The organism is Curtobacterium sp. PhB190 (genome assembly GCF_004365385.1).
In the GTDB taxonomy this organism is placed as follows: domain Bacteria; phylum Actinomycetota; class Actinomycetes; order Actinomycetales; family Microbacteriaceae; genus Curtobacterium.
Genome location: NZ_SODN01000019.1, coordinates 1 through 21,242, shown reverse-complemented (window position 1 = coordinate 21,242; position 21,242 = coordinate 1). Strand labels below are relative to the sequence as shown.

The following is a 21,242-nucleotide window of genomic DNA, read 5'->3' as shown; positions in this document are numbered from 1 at the left end:
CGGTCGTCACTCCTGGCTGTCGAGGCTCATCTTCTCGAAGTCCCCCGCGATGCACTGTGAGCTGCCATCGATCGTGTACCCACGGGGATCCGCGCGGAAGTCAGAGGAGCTCAGCGGGCCACCCCTGCCCCGGACGCCGAGGATCGGGTCCTCGCCGCCGGTCTGGTACCGCTCTGTCGTGACCCCGAGCTCCTTCCAGTACTGTTCCACCGCCTCGACGTCGGCCTTCGGGTCAGCGCTCGCGGAGCGGACCTTGGCGTAGACGTACTGGACGCCCTCTTGCCCAAGACCCCGGCCGCACTTCCCGAGCCCCGGACCGTCGCTGACTTCCCAGCCGTCACCGACCACGTCGGTCGAACCCTCGACGAACGTGACGATGGACTGCTTCGCTTCTTTCGTGTTTATGCCAGACCCTTCGCTGCAACCAGTGAGAACGGCGACAGCGAGCAGTACGGCTCCTGTCGCCCGGAGGACGGAGACGGCTTTCGCCCGTGGTGGCTTCATCTGGGAGTTCCTTCCAGATCACTTTGCTTCCGCGAAATCGGCATGATCAGTTCGTCAATCGTTCGGGCTGGCCGGTCGTGGCATACGCGACGTTCTGCAACGACTGCGTGTCCTCGTCGAGATGACCGCCGCCGTACCAGGTGGACTTCATGGCCGCGGACGGCCTCGAGACCTGGCGCTCCATCGGACGCCGAAGCTTCTGACATCCTGCTTGGAGGCGACACCACACCGGCGTTGATCTCGTCGCGCCCCGTGGATGCTGTCCGGGGTCACCTCCGATGCGAGGGCGGCGAGAAAGGCCTTGCCGGCTCCCCACAGCCGATGAGGATCGGCGGCCCGACAAGCTTTCATGCCACTATGCTCGCCTATTGCCGGGGGAAGCATTGGGGGATCTCGTGGGCGCGATACCGTTCGACGACGCCGTGGCCGATCGTCTGGCCCGAGCTGCGAAGACTGCGGCTGAGGACATGCGGGCGCAAGCCGGCGCGAGGCGTGGAGCTGCTGAGGACGCGGCGCAGGACTTCACAGGTGCCTACGCGGGCCGCTTCACTGAGTCCGTGGCCACAGAAGCCGAGGATCGCCCCAAGCTTGCATCTGTCTTGGACGACCTCAGCGAAGCCGTGGCCGCCGCCAAGGCCGACGCTGAGAAGGAGCGCGCCCGTCTTCACGACCTCGCAGCCTGGCAGAAGCGGCAAGACGATCGACGCGCAGCCGAAGCCGCCGCACCGCTCGGGCCGCTCAGCCTTCCTCCCGCGCAGCCGTTCGACATGAAGCCCTCGGAAAAACCCGTCCGGCCTGTGCCGATCGAAGCGGCCTTCTCTCCGCGCGGGCGGGTTCGCACTGGCCTGGGCACGGGGACCGGCAGAAGCTCCGCTGATCCATCCACGCTGCGATCCTTCGCGACGACGACCCGAGCAAAGGACGCGGCGTTGTCGGCTCACGCTGTCTCGGTGAAGAACGCTTGGTCAGCGTTCACCGGTGCCTGTACTTGGGTATCGGTCACCAGCGCGACCTTCGTTGGCGGCTTCGAGCGTCTGCTCGAAGAGAACGAAGCTGACGCCGCGTGGGTGGAACGGATTGCGCAAGCGTTCGAACGCGCTGGCGGAGATGGCTCCTTGTCCAACGTGTCGCTTGACGCCTCGGATGCGAACGGTTTGCCCGCTCAGTTTCAGAGACTGTTCCGAAACGGGCTCACCCCGGCAGAAGTCGCAGCGTTCTGGGGGCGGCTCGGCTACACGAAAGCGAACGAGCGCGACCTCGCCGCTCTCCCGACGAGCGCGCTGAGCAAGCTCGGCAACCTCGAGGGGGTTCCGTACTGGGCACGCAACACCGCGAACGTCGCCGTACTTGATCAACGTATCGCCGACGCGCGGAACTTCCTCAACGGGCTCAATCAGCCCTCGAACCAAGACCAACCAGCTCGCGCTGCAAATGCTCGGGACCTTCGCGCACTTGAGAACATCAAGGCCTCACTGGTCCAGGGGCGACGTGCTGGAGAGCGCTCTCTCATCTCCCTGACGGACGATCACCCTCCGCTCGCTGCGGTCTCGATCGGCAACCTCGACACCGCCAAGAACGTTACGTTCGCCGTTCCCGGCATGGCGTCGAGTTCCGAGAAGATGACCGACTGGGCCGATGCGTCCCAGCAGATCTTCGACGAGCAGGGGCGGGTGCACGGCGAACCCGAGCGGGCCGTCGTCGCCTGGATGGGTTACGACTCTCCTCCCATCCCGGGCGCTGGCAACGTCGACCCCGGTGTCTGGCAGAGCGACTACGCAAAAGCGGGCGGCAAGAATCTCGCAAACACACTGCGAGGGCTTGAGGCCGTCCGCGCTGGAAGCGCGCCGACCACGAACGTCGTCGCGCACTCGTACGGCACGACGACCGCCGCCTTCGCCTTGACCGAGGAGGGCGTCCACGTCGACTCGCTGGTCACGCTGGCTTCCGCTGGGCTTCCTGACTCAGTGCCGAACGCCTCGACCCTCCATGCCGATGAGGTGTACGCCGGTCAGGCCGAGTACGTCAACCCCATCACTGATGGCACCATCCCGTGGCTCCGCGAGGGGAAAGGTGACCAGTGGGCCTCGGTCGGACGAGAGTTCAGTGACGATCATCATGTCGATCCCAGTACGCCCGGGTTCGGTGCTCACACCTTCGGCGCGGACGGCGATGGCCCGCTTGTGGGTGTGACGGACCACGGCGTGCATACGTCCCACGACACCGGCTATCTCGACCGCGATACACAGTCGCTCCGTAATGTCGCTTACGCCACGACCAATCAAGAAGGGAAGCTCACGAAGTGAACCCTCAGCACCAGCAGCCACCACGAATCCGCCGATCACGAGTAGCGACTTGGCTCGACGCATGATTCAACGGACTCCCCAGCTGTTGGCGGTTCGACTGTCGGCCGCCATCGCCGTGGTCGTCGCAGCGGCATTGTCATTGACCGGATGCAACGGAGGAACCACCGTGGAGAACGAGCAGACCCCAACAGAGGCAAAAGAGGCCATCGTGGCGATCGTCGACGACACCGCGAACGCGGTCGGCGGCGCGTGGTCGGTGGCGAGCGGACCGGCAGTTCAAGGATGCAATCGCGACAACGGCGGACGCGGCGCTGCGTACTTCTACACGAAGATGCGGGAACAGCGCAGTGGCGATCCCGCCGAAGATGTAGCGAACGTCGAACGGCTCTGGAAGGAGAAGGGGATCAAGACCGAGCGCTACAAGAGTGGCGGCGCGGATCCGACGCTCGGCCTGCGAGGTGTCGGTGGCCCGATGAAGAGCATCGACTTCCTCGCCGATGAACGCGGGTACAGTCTCGACGCCGTTTCCTCCTGCACCGCTGGCGACGCGGAGGAGCTACAGCGCAACGGGGAGTGAACCAAGAGGCACGCGAACTGCAGGACGCTGGCGTCGACATCATCCAGTTCGACGAGCCCGCCTTCACCGTCTTCCACGACGAGGTGCAGGACTGGGGCGTCGCCGCACTCGAACGCGCAACCGAGGGCCTGCGCGCCGAGACCGCCGTGCACATCTGTTACGGCTACGGCATCGAGGCGAACAACAAGTGGAAGGAGACGCTCGGGGCCGAGTGGCGGCAGTACGAGCAGTCGTTCCCGCTCCTGCAGCAGTCGTCGATCGACATCGTCTCGCTGGAGTGCATCCACTCACACGTGCCACTCGAGCTCGTCGAACTCATCCGCGGGAAGAAGGTCATGCTCGGGGCGATCGACGTCGCGACCGAGACCGTCGAGACGCCGGAAGAGGTCGCGGAGGTGCTGCGTCGGGCGCTCGAGTTCGTCGACGCCGACAAGCTCATCCCCAGCTCCAACTGCGGGATGGCTCCCCTCGCTCGTGGGGCCGCGCTGGACAAGCTCGGTGCGCTGTCCGCTGGTGCGGACATCGTGCGGGCTGAGCTCGTCGGCGCCGCCGTTCCGTCTGCGCGTTAGCCGTCACGAACTGCAGGGCGGCTCCCCTCCGGAAGGAGGAGGGCCGCTCTGTTCGTTGCGTCCGCCCCGTGCGCGGCTGTCGATCCGGCCTGGAGGCGCGGCTGCCGTCCGGCTGACAGGTCGCGTTGGTACTGGCGTCACCCTTCACCGCCTCCACCGGCTCGGTCATCAGCCGTCGCGGGTCGACCGCACCTCCTGCTCGATGAGCGCCATGGCGATCGTGTCTGCCGCGTGCGGAGCCTTCGCGAGCGTGTGGACCGCGGCGGTGACTCCTGCCGCGTTGGCGATGACCGCTCCTGCCGCTCGCACTTCTCCGTTGATCCAGATCGATGCTCCTTCCCGCTGCCAGCTCACCGTTCGGGAGTGCCCTGCTCCGGATTCGAGCGCCCAATCGGCGTAGCGGCAGAGGTCGTCGAACGTGGACCAGACGCCGCCGGCAGCCGCGAACGACGATTCTCCGAGCGCCCACGGCTTGATCGCGCGACCGAAGAGCTTCGGCTCCACCCGGTCTGCGTCCGCCGGCACGAGGGCCGCCGAGCTGATCCCCGCCGGGTCAAGGACGTGCTGGTGCACGGCGGCGAACCAGTCGCCGTGCACCTCGTCGAGTACCGCGCCGAGCAGCGCGTATCCCAGGTTCGAGTACACGAACCGGCCTCGGGGCGTGGCCGGCACCGCGACTGCGTGATCGAGGGGGACGCCGACGGCCTCTCGGTACGGGTCACCGAACAGTCGGTCACGCATCGTGGCCGGAAGCCGTGGCAGACCCGAGGTGTGGTGCGCGAGGTCAGCAACCGTCATCTCGGCATCGGGCACACCGGGGAGGTAGTACGCAACCGGCCGCTCGACCTCGAGCGTGAGCCTGGCCGTCGTGCCCACGAGTCCCTTCGTGATGCTCCCCCACTCCAGCATCGAGGCAGTGGCGTAGGGCCCACGGGGCTCACGGACGGTTCGCCAGCCGTCAGCTGTGCGAAGACTCGCACGCCAGAGCCCTCGAAGTTCACACGGGGTCCGCACCTGATCTCTCCCTCCGCAGAAGCGTCGTCAGGGCGTCTGCAGCGCCTTTCCGCCGCGACCGGACTCGGGACTGGCGGCTCGGAACAGCACCGCTCGCCACTCGATGAGAATCAGGCGTCGTCATCGAGGTACCGGACCCCCTGCCGCCGCCCACGGAGCCGAACGGCAAACCACGACATCGGACCGACGAAGGGGACGAGGAGGACGACGAGAGCCCAGGCGAGCAGATGCCATCCCGTCGGTGACGCGGCTCTGATCAGCGACGCGAGAGCTGTTAGGGCAAGCAACAGCCCGAAGATGCAGACGCTCATCGCGGCGCCATCCAGCACTGTCGGTAAGAGAGGGTTCACGCCCAGTCCTCCGTCAGAGTCGACATTCCGTCCGCTCCCCTCCTCGGCGACGACAGCAAAGCTGCTGAAACATTGCCGTTCATACGTCGGAACACTAGCGTCGAACTCATGGATGGAGCAATGGTGTTCGCGCTGGCTCTCGAGGTCGGTGCCGCGGTACTCGTGACCTGGCTGACCTGGAGAGCCACGAACGGGTCGCTGGCTCGGAACGATCTCGCCGGCATCCGGACCCGGATCACTATGTCCAGCGATGAGGCCTGGCGGGTCGGGCATCATGCGGCACTTAGTCCCACGATCATCAGCGGGACGATCACAGCGGCGTGGTGCCTGGCCAGCATCGGCCTTGCTCCGCTCCGCCATCCGGTCTCGGTACTCGTGGCCGCAGGAGTACTCGTCGGCGGCGCACTCCTGTCGATTCCGGTGGCGCACCGTGCCATCCGTCGGGCCTCCCTCGAGAGCTGATCGCGAAGTCGTCTCTCCCGGGTCTGCCTGCCGTGCGCCGGACGGGAGGCACGGTGCCAGCTGGCACCGCGCCTCCTGTCCAAACACGCGTTGCCACGAAGCGTCAGGCGCACGGCGTTGACTACGCCCATGATCTCCAAGAGCCTCATCCATCAGGTCGAGAGCGCGACGGTCCGGGATCGCGACGGCGCGATGGTCGGCAAGGTGACGCAAGTGTTCCCCTCCGACGAGGACGGAAGCGCTGCCTACGTCAGCGTCGCGACGGGAATGCTCGGGAGACACCAGGCGCTCGTCCCGGTCGAGGACGCCAACTTCGACGGCACGGATCTGCACGTCGGGTACACGAAGAACGCAATCAAGGGCGCGCCATCCCTCGGAGTCGGACAGACCCTGTCACCTGCCGAGGCGAACGCCGTCCGCAATCACTTCGGGCTCTCCCCCGCCGGCAAGGCCACCGGCGACATGGGCGACGCGCACGAGAACCTCGATCAGGCCGGCACCGGCCCGGCGGGCGCGGACGACACCGAGGGCGCCGGGACGACGCCGCCGGCGTGAACGGTGCCTGAGCGATGACATCCGCCTGCGTTCCCTCCTGGCTACAAGCGGACCTCGGCGCGCCCCGCCCACGTGCCAATAGGAGTCTTGAGCCGAGCGTGCGCCAGCGGCTAAACAGACGATCCGATACCGGCGGGATCTAGCAGGGCTCGGGGTGGCGGTGGACGAGGGCTCTGGTTGGGCACCCTTCGCCGATCGCCGTCGTGCAGGGTGGCCGCTAGAGGACTACGGCCAGGACGACCCATCCGACGATCGCTGATGCCACTACCAACAAGAGTGGGGAGACCGACACAGGTCGTCCCTCAGGCGGTCCTCGCCGTTCTCGCACGACGACGAAAACGACGCTGGCTGTGAGAACCCCAAGTACGACGGCCCATACCGCCCACCAGGCACCCCCACGTCCCAATGCGAACGCAAGCCAGCCACCCAGGGCCGGAAGTAGGAGGGCTCCGCCGACTCGGTCGGCCACCTCACGTCGTCGCCGGCAACGGTTCCGCCGCGCGCCGAGCTCACGATCACGGACCTTCCGCTCAATCTAGCGAGTGAGCGGGCTATGACCCGATTCTGTCAACCGCTGTGGTTTCGGAGCTTCCAGCGCGTCCGGTCGACGATCGCTCACCGGTCGGGCTGGAACCGCACCTGATCGTGCCGTTCGGCGGCATACCTGTGGGCGGGGTAGCGCAGGCTGTCGAAGAACATGTTCGTGTGCGCGACGATCTGCTCGCCGGTGATGAGGACGCGGTCGTGCTCGGCGTCCTTCGTCGTGTGCGCGTCGGACACCAGCGTGACGTCGAACCCACGCGCGGCCGCTGCTTGCGTGGTCGTTCGGATGCAGTAGTCGCTTTGGGCGCCGGCAACGACGAGGTGTTGAACACCCAAGGAGTGCAAGACGTCGGCGAGGTCGGTGTCTGCGAAGGAGTCGCGGTACTGCTTCCGGACGAGCGGCTCGTTCACCCTTCTTTCGAGCGGTGCCGCAAGTGCCCACTCATTGGTGCCCTCTGCGAAGCTGCCGTGGTCCTGCACCCACACCACATGCACGCCTGTCGATCGCGCGCGCTCGATGAGATGCGCGGTGCGATGGAGCACGCCGTCGGCGTCGAAGCAGCCCTGGACGACGCCACGCTGAAGGTCAATGACGAGAAGCGCAGTTGTAGCGGGCATACCCAATCCTCTCAAACAACGCGTCGGGCGGCCGATCGGCTGACGAGACGCGACCACGACACGGAACGGTGCACGGTGATGACACCCACCGAAGCTGCTCAGAACGTCCCGCTCTGGAGCGTCGGCTATATCCCGAATCACTTGAAGAGGTTCAGGTGAACGGAAATTCAGGTGTTGCCAGGTGATTAGAAGGAATGGTTTTTGATCGCCGATAGCGTCCTTCGCAGCAGCTCGGGGGGAGAGGGGCTTCCTCCGCGCCTTCGGGAGGAAACATGCTGAACAAGAACAGATCCAAGCTTCGCCTGCTGGCAAGCGCTGGCGCACTCATCGCGGTGACTGCGGGGATCGTCGTGCCGGTCTCATCGGCGACTGCGGCGACCGCCGGCAGCGTCATCCTGAATTCGTGGGAGGACTACAAGGGCCGCAACGTCTTTGTCCGCGAGGGTGCGTACAGCGCTACGACAGCGAAGGGCTTCGGGATGAAGAAGATCCGCACGAAGCACAACATCAAGCTGATCAACTCGCTGAAGTTCGCCACGAACAACCCCAACGGCGGAACGGCGAAGGGGCAGAAGCGGCAGTACGACGCTTGGGCAAACAAGATCGAGTGTGTCAACGGCAAGAACTGTAAGTACACCGACAGCCGTCCGTTCCACGTCGTTATGGACTATCGCAAGGTCGGCGTGTACTACGGCGTCGACCTGCACCAGACCACTCTCGGGATCGCCACGGCGTACTGCACGAACGAGGACAAGGCGCACGATTGCCCGAGCTGGGTGGACACAGCCTTCCAGACTCCGACGGACCGGATCGGCAGCAAGCGTGCCGCCGTGCAGTCCGACGCCGACGTAAGCGAGGAATCCGTCACGCTCAGCTACGAGCCGCTCGGCCCGGTCACTGAGCCGTCGACCGGTGAGTCCGGACTCGACGCCGACGACTGAGCGTGCTTGCATCATGACCATGGACTACGCGACCGCAGACGACCGGCGCGCATATACGGAAACGTTCATCGCCCAGCTTCAGCACCTTTTCCAGACCGACACGGACTGGAACACGGGCATGGAGTGGGTCGGCGCCCGCGCCCTCACTGATGATGTTGCCGTCGTGCTCTACCGGGATCGGCCGAACGGCCCGGTCCTTGGCCGCCGCTACGACCTAGCGCAAGAACGCGCACTGTTCACCGACAACAGCGCGAAATCGTTGGCAGCTGAGGCATGGACGGGGGACTTCGTAGACCCGTCGGGCCCCGGCGAACCCCGTGCTGTGGATTGGGCTGACGGTCTCTGCGACACCCCGGGCGACGTGCGTTGGGTCGGAGTGGCTTGATAGCCCTGGCTTGCTGGCAGGCGTGGACGCAACGCGAAGCTGCGTTCACGCCTGCTCTGCTTTGAGCGACGGCTGTTGCGATGCGCGAGCTTCGCCAGCTGTACTCCGAGCTGGCTCGCTGTGCCGTCCGGGTTGCAGGAAGAGATGCTCGCACGTCGCCCGTCCCGGTAGACGATCCTTCAGCGGCGCGCTTCGAGGACCAGCTTGACCGCTTCCCTCGCCGCTTCCGGCACCAACGGGATGTGCGCGAGCAGGCCCAGTTCCACCCACCTCGGCTCGTACTGGTTCAGTTCCGAGGCACGGTCGATCTCTGGACCCCCGAGTTGCAACGGACCAGGACGTACTCGCGCCACGAAGTAAGCCGTGGGAGCGGCGCTATCCACTGGTACGTCGAGCAGGTCGCCGATGCTCGCATCAAGGCCCGTCTCCTCACGCAACTCGCGCTGACACGCTTCGCGGAGGCTCTCGCCTTCCTCGACCCCGCCGCCAGGGAGCACACAGTAGTGACGACCGTTCTTCAGCCGATCGATGACGAGCAGGCTCTGGTCTCGGACGACGACGGCCGCTGACCTGATGCGCATCCAGCTAGCTCACCACGAAACGCCTGGCCATGTGCCACAGCCCGGCTTCAAGGTGCCTCAATCGACGATTCTCTGCTGGAGCGGCTTCCAGCTTTCTCGGCGGCGATACGTGAGGATGACGGTATGGACTGCGATGTCGAGCGCGCCAACCGCGTCGTGCAACTTCGCCGCGCGCTCCAAGCAGCTCAGCCCGGATCGGTCGCGAGCCTCAGAGGTTCCCTCGCTGAGGGGACAGCGGACGCGTGGAGCGACATCGACCTTTTGTGGTGGGTGAGCGACGGCGACGACGCGCTCAGAGTTCTGCCGCACGCACTCAAAGCGGCGGGGCAGGTGGGACTGCTGCAGGTTGGGTTGACTCCTGACCTCTGAGGACTTGGTCCTCGGTGGAAGGATGTCGATCATGGCCAAGCCCTATCCGGGGGAGTTCCGACGCGATGTGGTCGCGGTTGCCCGCCGGGGCGAGATCCCGCTGCATCAAGTGGCGAAGGACTTCGGGATATCTGAGGGAACGGTGACGAACTGGCTCCGCCGCGCCGACGTCGACGATGGCGTCAAGCCGGGCGTCACGACTGTGGAGAACGTGGAGCTGCGAGAACTGCGGAAACGGAACCGGCTACTCGAGCAGGAGAACGAGATCCTCCGCCGTGCTGCCGCGTATCTCTCCCAAGCCCATCTCCCAAAATGATGTACCCGCTGGTCCTTGAACTCGCCGCCGACCGGATCCCGGTCGCGGTGACCTGCCGGGTGTTGGGCTTCACGAAGCAGGCGTTCTATGCATGGCGGAGGAACCCGGTGAGCCGCCGCGATTGGGAGAACGCGCACCTGACCAATGCCGCCGTCGACGCGCACCGCGACGACCCGACGTTCGGGTACCGGTTCATCGCCGATGACCTCCACGCAGCCGGCCTGCTCGTCTCGGAGCGGCGTGTCTGGCGATTGTGCTCGCAGCAGCGGCTCTGGTCACTGCACGCGAAGAAACGGGGCCTGACCCGGAAGGCCGGACCACCAGTGCATGACGATCGGGTGCGGAGGGCGTTCACCGCTCCGGACCTGGACAAGCTGTGGTTGACCGACATCACCGAGCACAACACGGGCGAGGGCAAGCTCTACCTCTGCGCCGTGAAGGACGCGTGCTCCCGCCGGATCGTGGGCTACTCCATCGACTCTCGGATGCGATCCTCGCTCGCCGTCGCGGCACTGCAGATGGCAATCTCTCGCCGCGACCCGCTCCACACCGTGGTTCATTCGGATCGCGGCAGCCAGGCCGTATTCAACCGGTCGTCGCAACAGTGGTTGGTTGGCTCGAGCGTAGTTGGTCGGCGAAGACCTCAGCAGGAGTGCGCCAGCCAAGGATGCCCCGTGGTCGGTTGTTGATCGCATCGGCAATGGCGGCGATTTCCGCGGCGCTCCAGCGAGACAGGTCGGTGCCTTTCGGGAAGTACTGCCGCAGCAGCCCGTTGAGGTGCTCGTTGCTGCCGCGCTGCCAGGGGCTCTTCGCGTCGGCGAAGTAGACCGGCATCCCGATCTGTGCGGTCAGAAGTGTGTGCGCGGACATCTCTTTCCCGCGGTCCCAGGTCAACGAGCGACGCAATGATGCGGGCAGTGCGTCGAAAGTGGCGACGAGCGCGTTCTTCATGGTCACAGCCCCGTAGCCAGCCAAGGCCGGCCCGTTCTTCCGCGGCGGTATGAGCCCGTAGCCGACCTGCCTCGGCAGGTGCACCAGCATCGCGAACCGTGTGCTCCGATCGATCAGCGTTCCGATCGCGGATCGCTTGAGCCCGATGATGAGGTCCCCTTCCCAGTGCCCAGCGACGTCACGGCCGTCCGCTTCCGCGGGCCGCTGCTTCAGCGTCGTGCTGGCCGTGACGTGCGCCCACGCCTGCATCCGGGTCCGTGCTCGAGGTTTGCGCTTCGTCCGCCCGCGCCGCAGATGCCACGACTGCTCCCTCGTCAGGCCGCCTCGATCAGGGATGTAGAGGGCTTGGTAGATCGCTTCGTGCGAGATCCGCATGGACGGGTCGTGCGGGAACTCGACCGGGAGTCGTCTCGCGATCTGCTGCGGACTCCACGCAGCAACCCACTCTCGGTCCTCGCGGTGCGGCTTGTTCTTCCCGTCCCACGCCGGTCCTTCCGGACCGATCCGGTTCCCAGCACTGTCGTGGAGGCGGCCGCTGAGCTTATCGGCGACATAGTCGCGAAGCCGCTGGTTCGTGCGTAGCTTCGCCACCTTCGGTCGGCGCGCTCGACGTTCCGCGTGCCACTGCGCCGTCGAGGCCTTGTAGTTCAGCCGGTAGGTGCGTGTTGATGCGTTTCGTCGCAGCTCGCGGGAGATCGTCGACGGCGCACGGCCAAGGCTGGCCGCGATCTCGCGCACGCCGTCACCGCGCGCCCGCATCAACGCGATGTCCTCACGCTCGTGCGACGACAGATACCTTCCTGACAGCGTCGGAGCGAGGTTGGGGTTCACGCCGCCAGCGTGCCGGAACCATCGATGCGCCACGGGCTCGGACACGCCCGCGGCGACACCGGCCTCTCGCGTCTTCACACCCGCCGCGATCGCAGCCCAGAACGCGACCCGATCCTGCCGCCACGCCACCGTCGGTCTCCCCGGCGACGGAATCTGCCCCCGATACGCCTGGACTTGTCGCTGACGATCTCGAACCCGCATCGAACACCTCCGGTATCAGGTGTTGCGACGACCGGTTGAATACGGCCAGTTCCGGTCCAAGAAGTTCGTTCGAGCGCTGTCGGATGCCGGACTGCTGGGGTCGATGGGCAGGGTCGGGGCGTGCGCGGACAACGCGGCAATGGAGTCGTTCTTCGCGCTGCTGCAGAAGAACGTCCTCAACCGGCACCGATGGACTTCTCGTGAGCAACTGCGGCTCGCGATCGTGCACTGGATCGAGGGCACCTACCACCGAAAGCGCCGACAGCGCGGTCTCGGGAAGTTGACGCCCATCGAGTACGAAGCAATCATCAACCCACAGGCAGCACTCGCGGCCTAAACCAACGAGTCAACCCAACCTGCAGCAGTCCCTCTCGTGAGCAACTGCGGCTCGCGATCGTGCACTGGATCGAGGGCACCTACCACCGAAAGCGCCGACAGCGCGGTCTCGGGAAGTTGACGCCCATCGAGTACGAAGCAATCATCAACCCACAGGCAGCACTCGCGGCCTAAACCAACGAGTCAACCCAACCTGCAGCAGTCCCGTCAGCCTCAGCCCAAAGCGCAGAAACGTGTTGCGGTCCGGGTGGGAGCTGCGTAACTCACGGTCGTAGTCCCGCACGAGGGCGCGTCAAAGGGCCGCCAGCTCGTCGACGGTGAGCCTTTGCAGGGCCTCGCAGTCGGCAACGTTCACGACGGGAGCTGTAGGCCTTCGGCCTACACGGACTAGATGCTCGTTGCGCGGCCTGTGGATGCGTCTGCTCGTCTACAGGCCGCGCGCGACGAGTACCCCCCGCCCATTGGTGTTCAACTCATGAGCTGGTGGATGAAGCGGCGAAGCCGAGCCGCCGAGCTCCTGCGTCACGCCAACACGGGCGAGGCACCGCCCGAAAGTGAGCCGAACCTAGGTCTTCTCACTGATCCGACAACACAACACCTCAAGTAGCTCGTGTCGCTTCGATCATTGGGACTTGCCGATACGGGCCGCCACCCCGACGCACGGGGTGGCGGCCGACGAGCGACGGATGACCCGAACACCCATCGCTGCACCAGGCGAATCAACAACCCAACAGCTGTTCCTCGCCCGCAACTATGGTGCTACCAATGGGTCAGATCGATTCTGCTGCACTAGCACATGGAGTAGTTAGCCACCGACATTAGGTGTTAAGCACCCAAAGACGAGAATGCCCTGAGTAGACTACTGAGTGATACAATCGAGCCCCCTCAACTGAATACGCATTTGACAACAAAGAAGGTCGTGCACCTGCACATCCTCCAACTCCCCATCCCAACCCCACAACGACGTGAATGATTCAGATATGCCTCATTGCATCTCTATCCGGACCAACGTACTACCACACTCTAGTTCATTCCATCATTTCACTCAAAAACAGATTGAACTCCGATGCCCTATCAGTTAGATGACGCCACAGACTCCGTACGGCGGTGGCTACGTATTGGCATCAACGTAATGATCAACGGCGACCGCGGTTCCGGAAAATCGACAGTGATGAAACAACTAATTCACCATCTAGAGCGGCAGTTTCCAGTCATACATTTGCAAGGACGGCTAACAGAAGAAAAGAGGCCATTACTTCCATTCCTCAGTCACGACTTGATCACTAGTGCGGAAACGAACGGAAAAGCCATTGATTTGGGCCGTATCGAAGCAACTTTCACGCAAGCACTGCGCCAAGCGCGGTCATTCATTTTAGTCGACGATCTGGACAAAATGGAGGAATCAAGCCTGTCGACACTCAGTCGCATAATCGACAAGAGTGGTGCCATCGTCATAGCAAGCGTCACTGATACCGCGGCGAGCGATAAACTGGCCGACTTTATCGCTCAGCGCGTTTTTGCTGAGGTGGGCATACAGCCTTTGGGCTATGCCGGTCTTGGCCATATATTAACGGAGCACCTCGGCGGACCTCCTGATGCCTCGCTACTGGCACACTTGGTGCAGGAATCTGGCGGCAACCCACGCATCGCTATCGCCCAGGCGGATTCCGCCCGTTGGGCGGGCGCCATTGCGCAGGATGGACAATTTTGGATTGCGCAGACCACTAATCAAAATATTCCTCTCCACGCCGTGGCGCACTCGCTCATGTCTGGCCTTTCCCAAAAGGAACGTGCCGTCCTCGAACTGATCGCTTGGTCGGGTCCACTAAGATTAGCGGAACTTGAACTTCTGACTACCACAGACACGATAACGAGCCTTGTGCGGGCGAGAAGACTAAACATTTATGACAACGAGCAGACGTTGATCAACATCAGTCCTCCAGCTCTAGCGGAGGCGCTGCGGCAAAAACTTGACCCGTACACCAAAATCCGATTGAAGCAGCAGCTGCATTCAGTAGTACTTCGAAACGAGATGCATGAACCTGCAATTGACAACAACTCAGTTCAGGAGTCAATTCGACTCGACGACACAGACTCTAATCTGACAGATACCGTCGGAACAATGTTAGATCGCGCAGATATTCGAGAGCGGCTTGCTTGGCGTAGATGGGAGGAGCGTGCAGATATTTTGAATGCGATAGCACTTTTAGAGGCCTCGATCGGGCATCAACCGACTCGTGATATTTCCATAGTCTTCAGCAAAACAGATCACGCCCTGGAGACTCGACCGCAATCGCAGGCACGCTTCCACGTGCTACAGGCCCAGTACCTGGCGAGCCAGGGTCAGCGCGAGCAGGCGCTTAATCTCCTAAGATCAGCAATGGAAGGCAACATCGCTTGGACCAAATTCCTGCACATCTTCAGCAACAGCCTCGAGGATAGCACTTCTGATCCGCTTCGACTTGAAGACCTACAGATTGCCGCGTCGCAGCTAGGGCCGTCTGAGAAAGCCTGGGCGGCAATGGAGCATGCACGCGATCTCCTTGTGCGCGCACGTGGTTCCGACGCTATCCAAATCTGCGCTGAGCACCAAGCGCACGAACTTAATCCTCAGGTAGAGTTTGCACTGCAGGCCACACACAGTGACGCCCTCCTTGTGGTCGGGGACTTGGGCGCCCTCATCGACTTTTCGCGGCAACGCCTACAGCAAGCGGTAGAGAAACAAAACATTTCGGCGATCCGGATTCATGCGCTAGGACTAGCGGAAGGTTTGTTCTTCCAGGGCGACACGCATGGCGCGTGGCAAACTATTAGTTATGCGCTTCGATTTGGCCCCCCCGGACCGTTTGACTTCAGCCGCTACTCCCGGATGCTCGCTCTCGCCGTAGAGTTGTGTAGCCGTTTAGGTGATAGTGATCTGACGCGAGTTCTTATGCGCGAGCTCGACCAATACCAGTATCCACTTGACTCCCCGTTTGGCAACGCTCGAGAGTGGGTGGAGTCGGCCACTATGCTTCGATTGAGCAGGGACGAAGAGGTCGCAAGAGCGCTTTGGCAACGCGGCTTGCAGGCGTACAGCGCTGGCCATTTGGCGTCAGCAGCACTTGCGTGGGCAAGCATCATAGCTGTGCTTGATAAAGATCAGCTCACTCTTCTGGAGGACCTGATTGACAAAATTCCAGCAAACCTTTTGTCGCCTGTGCTCGGACTACACGCGGCGCAAGCTGGCAATGATCCGAAGCAATTGTTGCTTGCAATGACGAAAGTTCGCTTGCACCCCTTCCGTCGCAATGTCGCGCTCGCCTTGAAGCGCCTCCAGGTCTTGCGCGCCAAGGAGGGGCTGCCTCCAGCAACGTCAGCCGAGTTGGTTGACCTTCCCATATCTGACGATTCTGCGCGGCCGACAACGGCTGCTATCAATTACTCACATGCAAGAGAACAATTGTTGACCGATCGCGAACGAGAAGTTGTTTCACTCGCGCGAGCAAGCAAAACGAATAAAGAAATTTCTAGTCTTTTGTCGGTTAGCGTTCGGACTGTCGAGAATCACCTGTATCGCGCACTGCGCAAGCTAAATTTGCGTAGCCGAGCCCAACTGATCACGGAGTGGCAGCAACAGGATTGATCCTGAGTAGCGATACCCAGATCGCGACCTCGGTCTGAGTAACTGTCACCGACTCTTACTCCAAAGAGAGCCTAGACCACGCACTTTGGTACTCTGATACGCCATTTGCTGCGCCAACTAGAGCACCAGGTTCTAGTCTGGCTGCGGCACTGCGGGTCGGTAGGCTCCGAATTAAAGTATCGAACTTGAAAACCACTTCAATGTCGAGGGCAGTGCGATCACGTCGCTTCGACATTAGAATTGATTATGCATTTCTTTCAGAAATTTGTTTGGTTAGCCGTTTTCGTTGGTGGGGCCACGCTCGTTGCCACGCCCGCAGTAGCTGTTGAAGGTCCCGATATTCTCCAGATAGAACAAACCGGCGGGCGAATTTATCCGTACGCCGGCCTCGGAGGGACCACCTCCGTGCGGGTTACCTCCCCCGCAAAAGCGGCCTCCAATGACGTGTTCGTTCATTACACGCCTCTCAACGATGATTCGGGTATGACTCCCGATGGAGAGTCGACGTGCGCACAGCCTGGTGGCCCGGGAAGCACGGTTGACTGCGGTCCATACAAGCTGGAAGCTAATAAGTCAGTCTTGCTGAATTTTAGGTACATGTTGCCCGCCGACTACCTGCTGCGTCATGGGCAAAAACCTTTCGACATGCATCTCACCGCGTCTTCCGCGGCCCTCGACTACACATCCAAGGTAACTATCGCAACCACCAAGGGCGTGATGTCGGCAGTCTCAATTCAAACAGGCCTGCGCATCGAAGAACCCGGTTCACCCGCACCCAGTCGGCCATCGGTTTCTCCGGCGGGAGATTACGACATCTTCTCTCCTGGCCGGAAAGATTTGCAGCTTATCACCGCCTATGGCGGGTATAGCGATATCCGCAACATCCAAATTAAACTGCTACTCCCGGAACATGTTCACACCCTGACCCTTCCGGAAACCTGCGAACGAATTGGTTCGATAATTACATGTACTCGACCCCTCACGAAAGCGGCTACTTTCTCGGTTATTTCTCTGCCAATTGAAGTAGACAATTCACTCTCCCCCGGCACGCACATTCCCCTGTCTCTTCCAACAGCATCCGTGAGCAGCCCTAATGAACCCAAGGGCGAAGTGAATAGTTGGGATGGCATTGCAAAGGGCGGGCCGTACGCTCTGGTTGTAAACCCGTCGGTAGATGTCTGGCTCGGCTCTGATTCTTCTGTTTCAACAGTGGAAGGACGGGATGTTCAGTTCGAACTTCAGGTTGGTAATGCCGATAACTTCACAGCAGCTGATGAGGTCTCCGCAATGTTCTCCCTGTCGGGGGCGACAGCGAGCAACACTCGAGTAGATCTCGAAGGTTGCACAGTGGTAGATAGCGCGCATATCGCATGCGACATTGGACCCCTGGGGCCAGGTGAGTCTCTTCGCGGTACGGTAACGACGTTCGTGCCGACGGGCACGGCTGGTAATCGGCTCGTACTCGAAGGGCAATCTAAGTCAGGAGCAGTTGAACGCGATGGCTCGAATAACGCCTCCCTCTCGGTAGTTCGCATCGAGGCCGAACCAGCAGAACCGACCGAACCAGCAGAACCGACCGAACCGGCCGAGCCAGCAGAACCGACCGAACCGACCGAACCAGCAGAACCGACCGAACCGGCCGAGCCAGCAGAACCGACCGAACCGGCCGAGCCAGCAGAACCGACCGAACCGGCCGAACCAGCAGGGCCCGCCGGTAGTACATCACCTGTGCTTATCCCGGATACTGGTTCGTCAGCACCGAGGGACGGGATCCGGGTCCAGCGGGCTGCGTCGCCAGATGAACTGGCGTTCACGGGTGCATCATTGGACGTGGTTGTTGTTGGCTCCCTGATGCTGCTGCTTGGCGGAGCGTCCGCTTGGTTCATGGGTCGCAAACTTGGCAAGGAGGACGTCCAGGAGAATCAGGAACCGATGTAAAGATTGGCAGCGCTGGGCTGGCTTCTCGAGCGATCCCAGCGCTGCAAATCGAGCGCTGGTTCGAGCCGTCACTGGTGGCGGACGCTGGAATAACCGAAGAAACCAATCAGCAGTCGGTGGTCTACAGGACACCACGATGCTTAGTGCGAGGCCACGCCTCCGCAACACCTGCGACCAGGGCAGCGCTGACCGAGGCACTGGCACACCTCCGCCGCGGAAACACGCTCGTGGTTACCGGACTGGACCGGCTCGGCCGCTCGGTAAAGAACCTGTAGCAGATAGCCGACGAGCTCCACGAGCACGGTGTCGGTCTCTGTGCGCTGTCGCAGGGCATCAATACCACCAGACCGGGCGGACGGTTGTTCTTCCACATGCTCGCCGCAATCGCCGAGTTCGAGCACGACCTCATCGTCGAACGCACTCACGACGGCCTCGCGGCCGCCCGCGCCCGCGGACGCTCCGGCGGAGCGAAGTTCAAGATGACTCCAAACAAAGATCCGGGAAGCCCGCGCGATGTACGACGCCGACGGCCACACCGTCCAGGGAATCGCCGACACATTCAATGTCTCCCGCCCCATCATCTACCAACACCTGCAACCCGCCGGCACGGAGCGGGGCTAGCGGATGCTGCTCACCGAGATCCTCACCGGTTCCGCCGCCGCGACCGAGGCCGATCATCCCGTCCTTGACGCGCTCAGCCGGTACCACCAAGCACGCCGCACCACGATGAGCCGCGTATGCACCACCGTCGGCATCGACCCGACCGGCGCCGCCGCGCTGCACGAGATCATCCTCGCCGAACAGCAAAACGCCCCCCTTATCCCCAGCCAGCTCGCGCGGACCCTGGCGATCACCACAGCGGCAACCACCGCGCTCATCGATCGGCTCATCAAGGCCGACCTCATCGCCCGCGCCCCGCATCCCACCGACCGCCGCAAAACCCTCTTATATGCCAATTCAAACGCGCTCCCCGAACTGCAGCCGGCCAAAACAGCGATCACACAGACCGCGCAATCTCTCCACGACCACGACGCCGCCCTCATCACCACGTTCCTCAACAACCTCAGCGCCGTGCTCGAGCACTAAGTACACGACGGCTTGGTGGTCAGCGAAGTCGGCTGAGTTGAGTTCGTTACCGAGGCGTTTCCACTGTCGGTCGAGGATGAACAGGACTGCTGCGGCGTCGCATATGCCCTCTAGGCACGGTGCCCCGCCGTTGACCATCGTCTTGAGACTGAAGGCCCGACGCAGCCGGACCTCGCCTGAGTGAGCAAGCGTCCCGATAGCGTTCTAACCAAGACCACAGCAGCAGTTAAGGGACGGTCTTGATTCGCACGTACTCGCGACGCGCCAGCATCCTTCTCGCCGCAACCGGAGTGATAGCAGCTTGCGCCATCTCGCAAGGGCAGCTTCCGCTTCGATCCTGCAAGTCCCAGGTGATACCACACCAAGCGAGGTGGCTTCCGCCCCCCCCCCCCCCCCCCTCATCGCAGACGACGCCGTTCTGAGCGGTGCTGTGAAGGGGGGCACACGACGGCCCCTGGAACAGCGGCGGACCCTCGCAGATCAGCGCCGCGCTCCGCGCCTTCTTCACGCCCTGAATTGGACGCAACAGTGTCTCAATAGCCGATCCGCTACTGGGACGGTCTGAGCGGCCAGTCGTGGGACTGGTCCATCGGTGTCGCGACGATCTGTACTTCGTCCTCGTATGTGATGCGCCCCGGTGAGGTGGTGCGAAGCTCGACCCAGGGGACGCGGTACCGGTCGAGGAGGTCGAGGTACCCGACGCACATTGCGAGCAGGGTCGTCGCGTCAGCTCTGAACCAGGATCGTGCTCCCGGATGAAGCGTTGGGTCGTAGCAGTTCGGTTCGACCGTCGACGGATCCCGATACTGAGCTGTGGCCTGCTCGTTCGCACGCAGCAGCCAATGAGCGTCAGCAGGGTCGAGCATGCCGTTGCGCCGGAGGCCGTTGGCAAGCGCAAACACTCCGGGGAACGTGCCGCGTGGGTTCGGGGCTGCGCTTTGATACCGAATGAATAGGGGCACGTCTCGAGGGTAGTGAACCAAGGTCTCGGCCAGTATGAGACCGTGCAGCAGATCCCGATCACGGCGCCTGAGGGGGTGCGGTTCGTCCCGGACGATGCGTCGGGCGACGCGGTGCTGGTGATCGCGGGTTCTAGTGGCAGGGTCGATGTCGATCGTGCGCGGGTTTTCGCTGAGCACGGCTTCATCGCGGAGTCCATTCGGTGGTTCGGCGGTCCTGGTCAGCACGCGGGCCCGTGGGAGGTCCCGTTGGAGTGCTTCTTCGACCGGATCGCCGCGCTGGAGTCTGTGAGCGACCGGGTCTGGGTGGTTGGTACCTCGCTGGGAGCCGAGGCAGCGCTGCTGATCGCTGCGCACCTTCCGTCAGTGGTTGGGGTGATCGCATTCGCGCCTTCAGACGTTGTCTGGTCGTGGACCGACGATGCGGGGACGGAGCGCTCCCACTGGACGCTGGCGGGCAGCCCGTTGCCATTCGTGCCGCTCGCGTGGGGTGGCTACGTGCGTGAGACGCCGCCCAGGTTCCGGCCGCTCTACGAGCAGTCGTACGCGCAGTCACCAGCGCGAGTCGAAGCAGCTGGCATCCCTGTGGAGCAGATCCAACAACTCGTCCTGGTGGCCGGCGGGGACGATCAGGTCTGGCCGAGCGCTGAAAGTTCGCACCGCATCAGTGCCCGGCGGCGGCGTGCGGGCCTCGAGACCACCGCCGTCACCAGGGCGGATGCGGGACACCGAACGATCCTGCCTGGTGAAACGGTCCTTGCCGGAGGGCAAGCGATGCAGCGTGGTGGGTCCGAGCATGCCGATCGCGCACTCGGTCGAGCTGCATGGGCAGCGATCAGGTCGACAGTCGCCCGGTAGAAGATCGGCCTCCGGCACACCTGCCAGTGGCAAGCTGACTTGAACTGCTTGGAGGCCTACGTCATGAACTCAATCCTGCTTCTGCTCGCCGGCCCAGCCGGCGGCGCTGGTTCTCAGCACGGCATGTCCGTGCCGGTATGGCTCATCGTTGCGGCCGTTGTTGTCATCGTCATCGTCGGAGTGGTCGGCATCCTCCGGCGTCGTCGCTAACGTGTCCGATAGCCGATCCTCAACCGGTACGCGCTGCAACAACACCCACGACCCTCGAACAGGTCACATTTCCCACAACAAATATTACGATGCGGTAACGGGGTACGGGATCCCCATCCGTTCAGCGGAGGGCGCCGAATAGCTTGCACAGACCGGGAAA

General features: G+C 62.9%; 19 protein-coding genes and 4 pseudogenes. 16 read left to right on the top strand and 7 right to left on the bottom strand.

Going from position 1 to position 21,242, the window contains the following annotated elements:
- Positions 1–6 precede the first annotated feature (6 nt).
- Positions 7–504, bottom strand: a complete 498-nt coding sequence (locus EDF47_RS19325; protein ID WP_133937797.1) for a hypothetical protein — start codon at positions 502–504, stop codon at positions 7–9.
- Positions 505–1,061: 557 nt separating this feature from the next.
- On the opposite strand from EDF47_RS19325, the gene EDF47_RS19320 reads away from it, so the two are divergent.
- The 3 genes from EDF47_RS19320 to EDF47_RS19310 all read left to right on the top strand — a co-directional run bounded on the left by EDF47_RS19320 (position 1,062) and on the right by EDF47_RS19310 (position 3,953).
- Positions 1,062–2,807 (top strand): alpha/beta hydrolase, encoded by a 1,746-nt coding sequence (locus tag EDF47_RS19320; RefSeq protein ID WP_166673283.1) that lies wholly within the window; start codon positions 1,062–1,064, stop codon positions 2,805–2,807.
- Positions 2,808–2,868: 61 nt separating this feature from the next.
- Complete coding sequence (locus EDF47_RS19315; RefSeq protein WP_133937801.1) at positions 2,869–3,384, top strand: hypothetical protein; 516 nt, start codon at positions 2,869–2,871, stop codon at positions 3,382–3,384.
- Complete coding sequence (locus EDF47_RS19310; protein WP_243834115.1) at positions 3,381–3,953, top strand: hypothetical protein; 573 nt, start codon at positions 3,381–3,383, stop codon at positions 3,951–3,953. The genes EDF47_RS19315 and EDF47_RS19310 overlap by 4 nt, the downstream gene beginning before the upstream one ends.
- Positions 3,954–4,121: 168 nt before the next feature.
- Here EDF47_RS19310 and EDF47_RS19305 read toward each other — a convergent pair whose 3' ends face one another.
- Complete coding sequence (locus tag EDF47_RS19305; protein WP_279586386.1) at positions 4,122–4,967, bottom strand: serine hydrolase; 846 nt, start codon at positions 4,965–4,967, stop codon at positions 4,122–4,124.
- A gap of 470 nt (positions 4,968–5,437) precedes the next feature.
- On the opposite strand from EDF47_RS19305, the gene EDF47_RS19295 reads away from it, so the two are divergent.
- Complete coding sequence (locus EDF47_RS19295) at positions 5,438–5,779, top strand: SdpI family protein (RefSeq protein WP_166673281.1); 342 nt, start codon at positions 5,438–5,440, stop codon at positions 5,777–5,779.
- Between the two features lie 129 nt (positions 5,780–5,908).
- The gene (locus tag EDF47_RS19290; RefSeq protein WP_133937809.1) at positions 5,909–6,334 is read left to right on the top strand and encodes a hypothetical protein; all 426 of its coding nucleotides are present in this window, start codon (positions 5,909–5,911) and stop codon (positions 6,332–6,334) included.
- A 615-nt stretch (positions 6,335–6,949) separates the two neighbouring features.
- Here the strand turns inward: EDF47_RS19290 and EDF47_RS19285 are convergent.
- On the bottom strand, positions 6,950–7,552 hold the full coding sequence (locus EDF47_RS19285; RefSeq protein ID WP_243834114.1) for an isochorismatase family protein: 603 nt from the start codon (positions 7,550–7,552) through the stop codon (positions 6,950–6,952).
- 215 nt (positions 7,553–7,767) lie between these two features.
- Here EDF47_RS19285 and EDF47_RS19280 point away from each other — a divergent pair, with 215 nt between their 5' ends.
- Entirely contained in the window at positions 7,768–8,436 is a 669-nt protein-coding gene (locus EDF47_RS19280; RefSeq protein WP_133937811.1) for a hypothetical protein, read from the top strand.
- 19 nt (positions 8,437–8,455) lie between these two features.
- Entirely contained in the window at positions 8,456–8,821 is a 366-nt protein-coding gene (locus tag EDF47_RS19275; RefSeq protein WP_133937813.1) for a hypothetical protein, read from the top strand.
- 179 nt (positions 8,822–9,000) lie between these two features.
- Here the strand turns inward: EDF47_RS19275 and EDF47_RS19270 are convergent, their stop codons facing one another.
- Entirely contained in the window at positions 9,001–9,402 is a 402-nt protein-coding gene (locus EDF47_RS19270) for an NUDIX domain-containing protein (protein WP_133937815.1), read from the bottom strand.
- A gap of 123 nt (positions 9,403–9,525) precedes the next feature.
- On the opposite strand from EDF47_RS19270, the gene EDF47_RS19265 reads away from it, so the two are divergent.
- Both EDF47_RS19265 and EDF47_RS20280 read left to right on the top strand, forming a co-directional pair.
- Complete coding sequence (locus EDF47_RS19265; protein WP_133937817.1) at positions 9,526–9,771, top strand: hypothetical protein; 246 nt, start codon at positions 9,526–9,528, stop codon at positions 9,769–9,771.
- A gap of 31 nt (positions 9,772–9,802) precedes the next feature.
- A pseudogene (locus tag EDF47_RS20280) lies at positions 9,803–10,665 on the top strand (IS3 family transposase); the annotation flags it as partial.
- 7 nt (positions 10,666–10,672) lie between these two features.
- Here the strand turns inward: EDF47_RS20280 and EDF47_RS19250 are convergent.
- Positions 10,673–12,070, bottom strand: coding sequence for an IS30 family transposase (locus EDF47_RS19250; RefSeq protein WP_166673280.1), 1,398 nt, complete (start codon positions 12,068–12,070; stop codon positions 10,673–10,675).
- A 46-nt stretch (positions 12,071–12,116) separates the two neighbouring features.
- On the opposite strand from EDF47_RS19250, the pseudogene EDF47_RS19245 reads away from it, so the two are divergent.
- The 6 genes and pseudogenes from EDF47_RS19245 to EDF47_RS19220 form a co-directional block, all read left to right on the top strand.
- A pseudogene (locus EDF47_RS19245) lies at positions 12,117–12,407 on the top strand (integrase core domain-containing protein); the annotation flags it as partial.
- Positions 12,408–12,439: 32 nt separating this feature from the next.
- Positions 12,440–12,580, top strand: a pseudogene (locus tag EDF47_RS19240) (IS3 family transposase); the annotation flags it as partial.
- A gap of 958 nt (positions 12,581–13,538) precedes the next feature.
- A complete protein-coding gene (locus EDF47_RS19235) occupies positions 13,539–16,031 on the top strand; it encodes a LuxR C-terminal-related transcriptional regulator (RefSeq protein ID WP_166673279.1) in 2,493 nt (830 codons plus the stop codon).
- Positions 16,032–16,277: 246 nt separating this feature from the next.
- Positions 16,278–17,969 carry a hypothetical protein gene (locus EDF47_RS20275; protein ID WP_133937825.1) on the top strand — a complete coding sequence of 564 codons (1,692 nt, stop codon included), beginning with the start codon at positions 16,278–16,280 and terminating at the stop codon, positions 17,967–17,969.
- Positions 17,970–18,043: 74 nt separating this feature from the next.
- Positions 18,044–18,658 (top strand): annotated as a pseudogene (locus EDF47_RS19225) (recombinase family protein).
- Positions 18,594–19,055 carry a MarR family transcriptional regulator gene (locus tag EDF47_RS19220; protein ID WP_133937827.1) on the top strand — a complete coding sequence of 154 codons (462 nt, stop codon included), beginning with the start codon at positions 18,594–18,596 and terminating at the stop codon, positions 19,053–19,055. The pseudogene EDF47_RS19225 and the gene EDF47_RS19220 overlap by 65 nt, the downstream one beginning before the upstream one ends.
- 548 nt (positions 19,056–19,603) lie before the next feature.
- Here the strand turns inward: EDF47_RS19220 and EDF47_RS19215 are convergent.
- Positions 19,604–20,017, bottom strand: a complete 414-nt coding sequence (locus EDF47_RS19215) for a hypothetical protein (RefSeq protein WP_133937829.1) — start codon at positions 20,015–20,017, stop codon at positions 19,604–19,606.
- 42 nt (positions 20,018–20,059) lie between these two features.
- Here EDF47_RS19215 and EDF47_RS19210 point away from each other — a divergent pair, with 42 nt between their 5' ends.
- Entirely contained in the window at positions 20,060–20,872 is an 813-nt protein-coding gene (locus EDF47_RS19210; RefSeq protein ID WP_166673278.1) for an acyl-CoA thioester hydrolase/BAAT C-terminal domain-containing protein, read from the top strand.
- Positions 20,873–20,941: 69 nt separating this feature from the next.
- Here EDF47_RS19210 and EDF47_RS19205 read toward each other — a convergent pair whose 3' ends face one another.
- Positions 20,942–21,127, bottom strand: coding sequence for a hypothetical protein (locus EDF47_RS19205; RefSeq protein WP_133937833.1), 186 nt, complete (start codon positions 21,125–21,127; stop codon positions 20,942–20,944).
- Between the last annotated feature and the right edge of the window lie 115 nt (positions 21,128–21,242).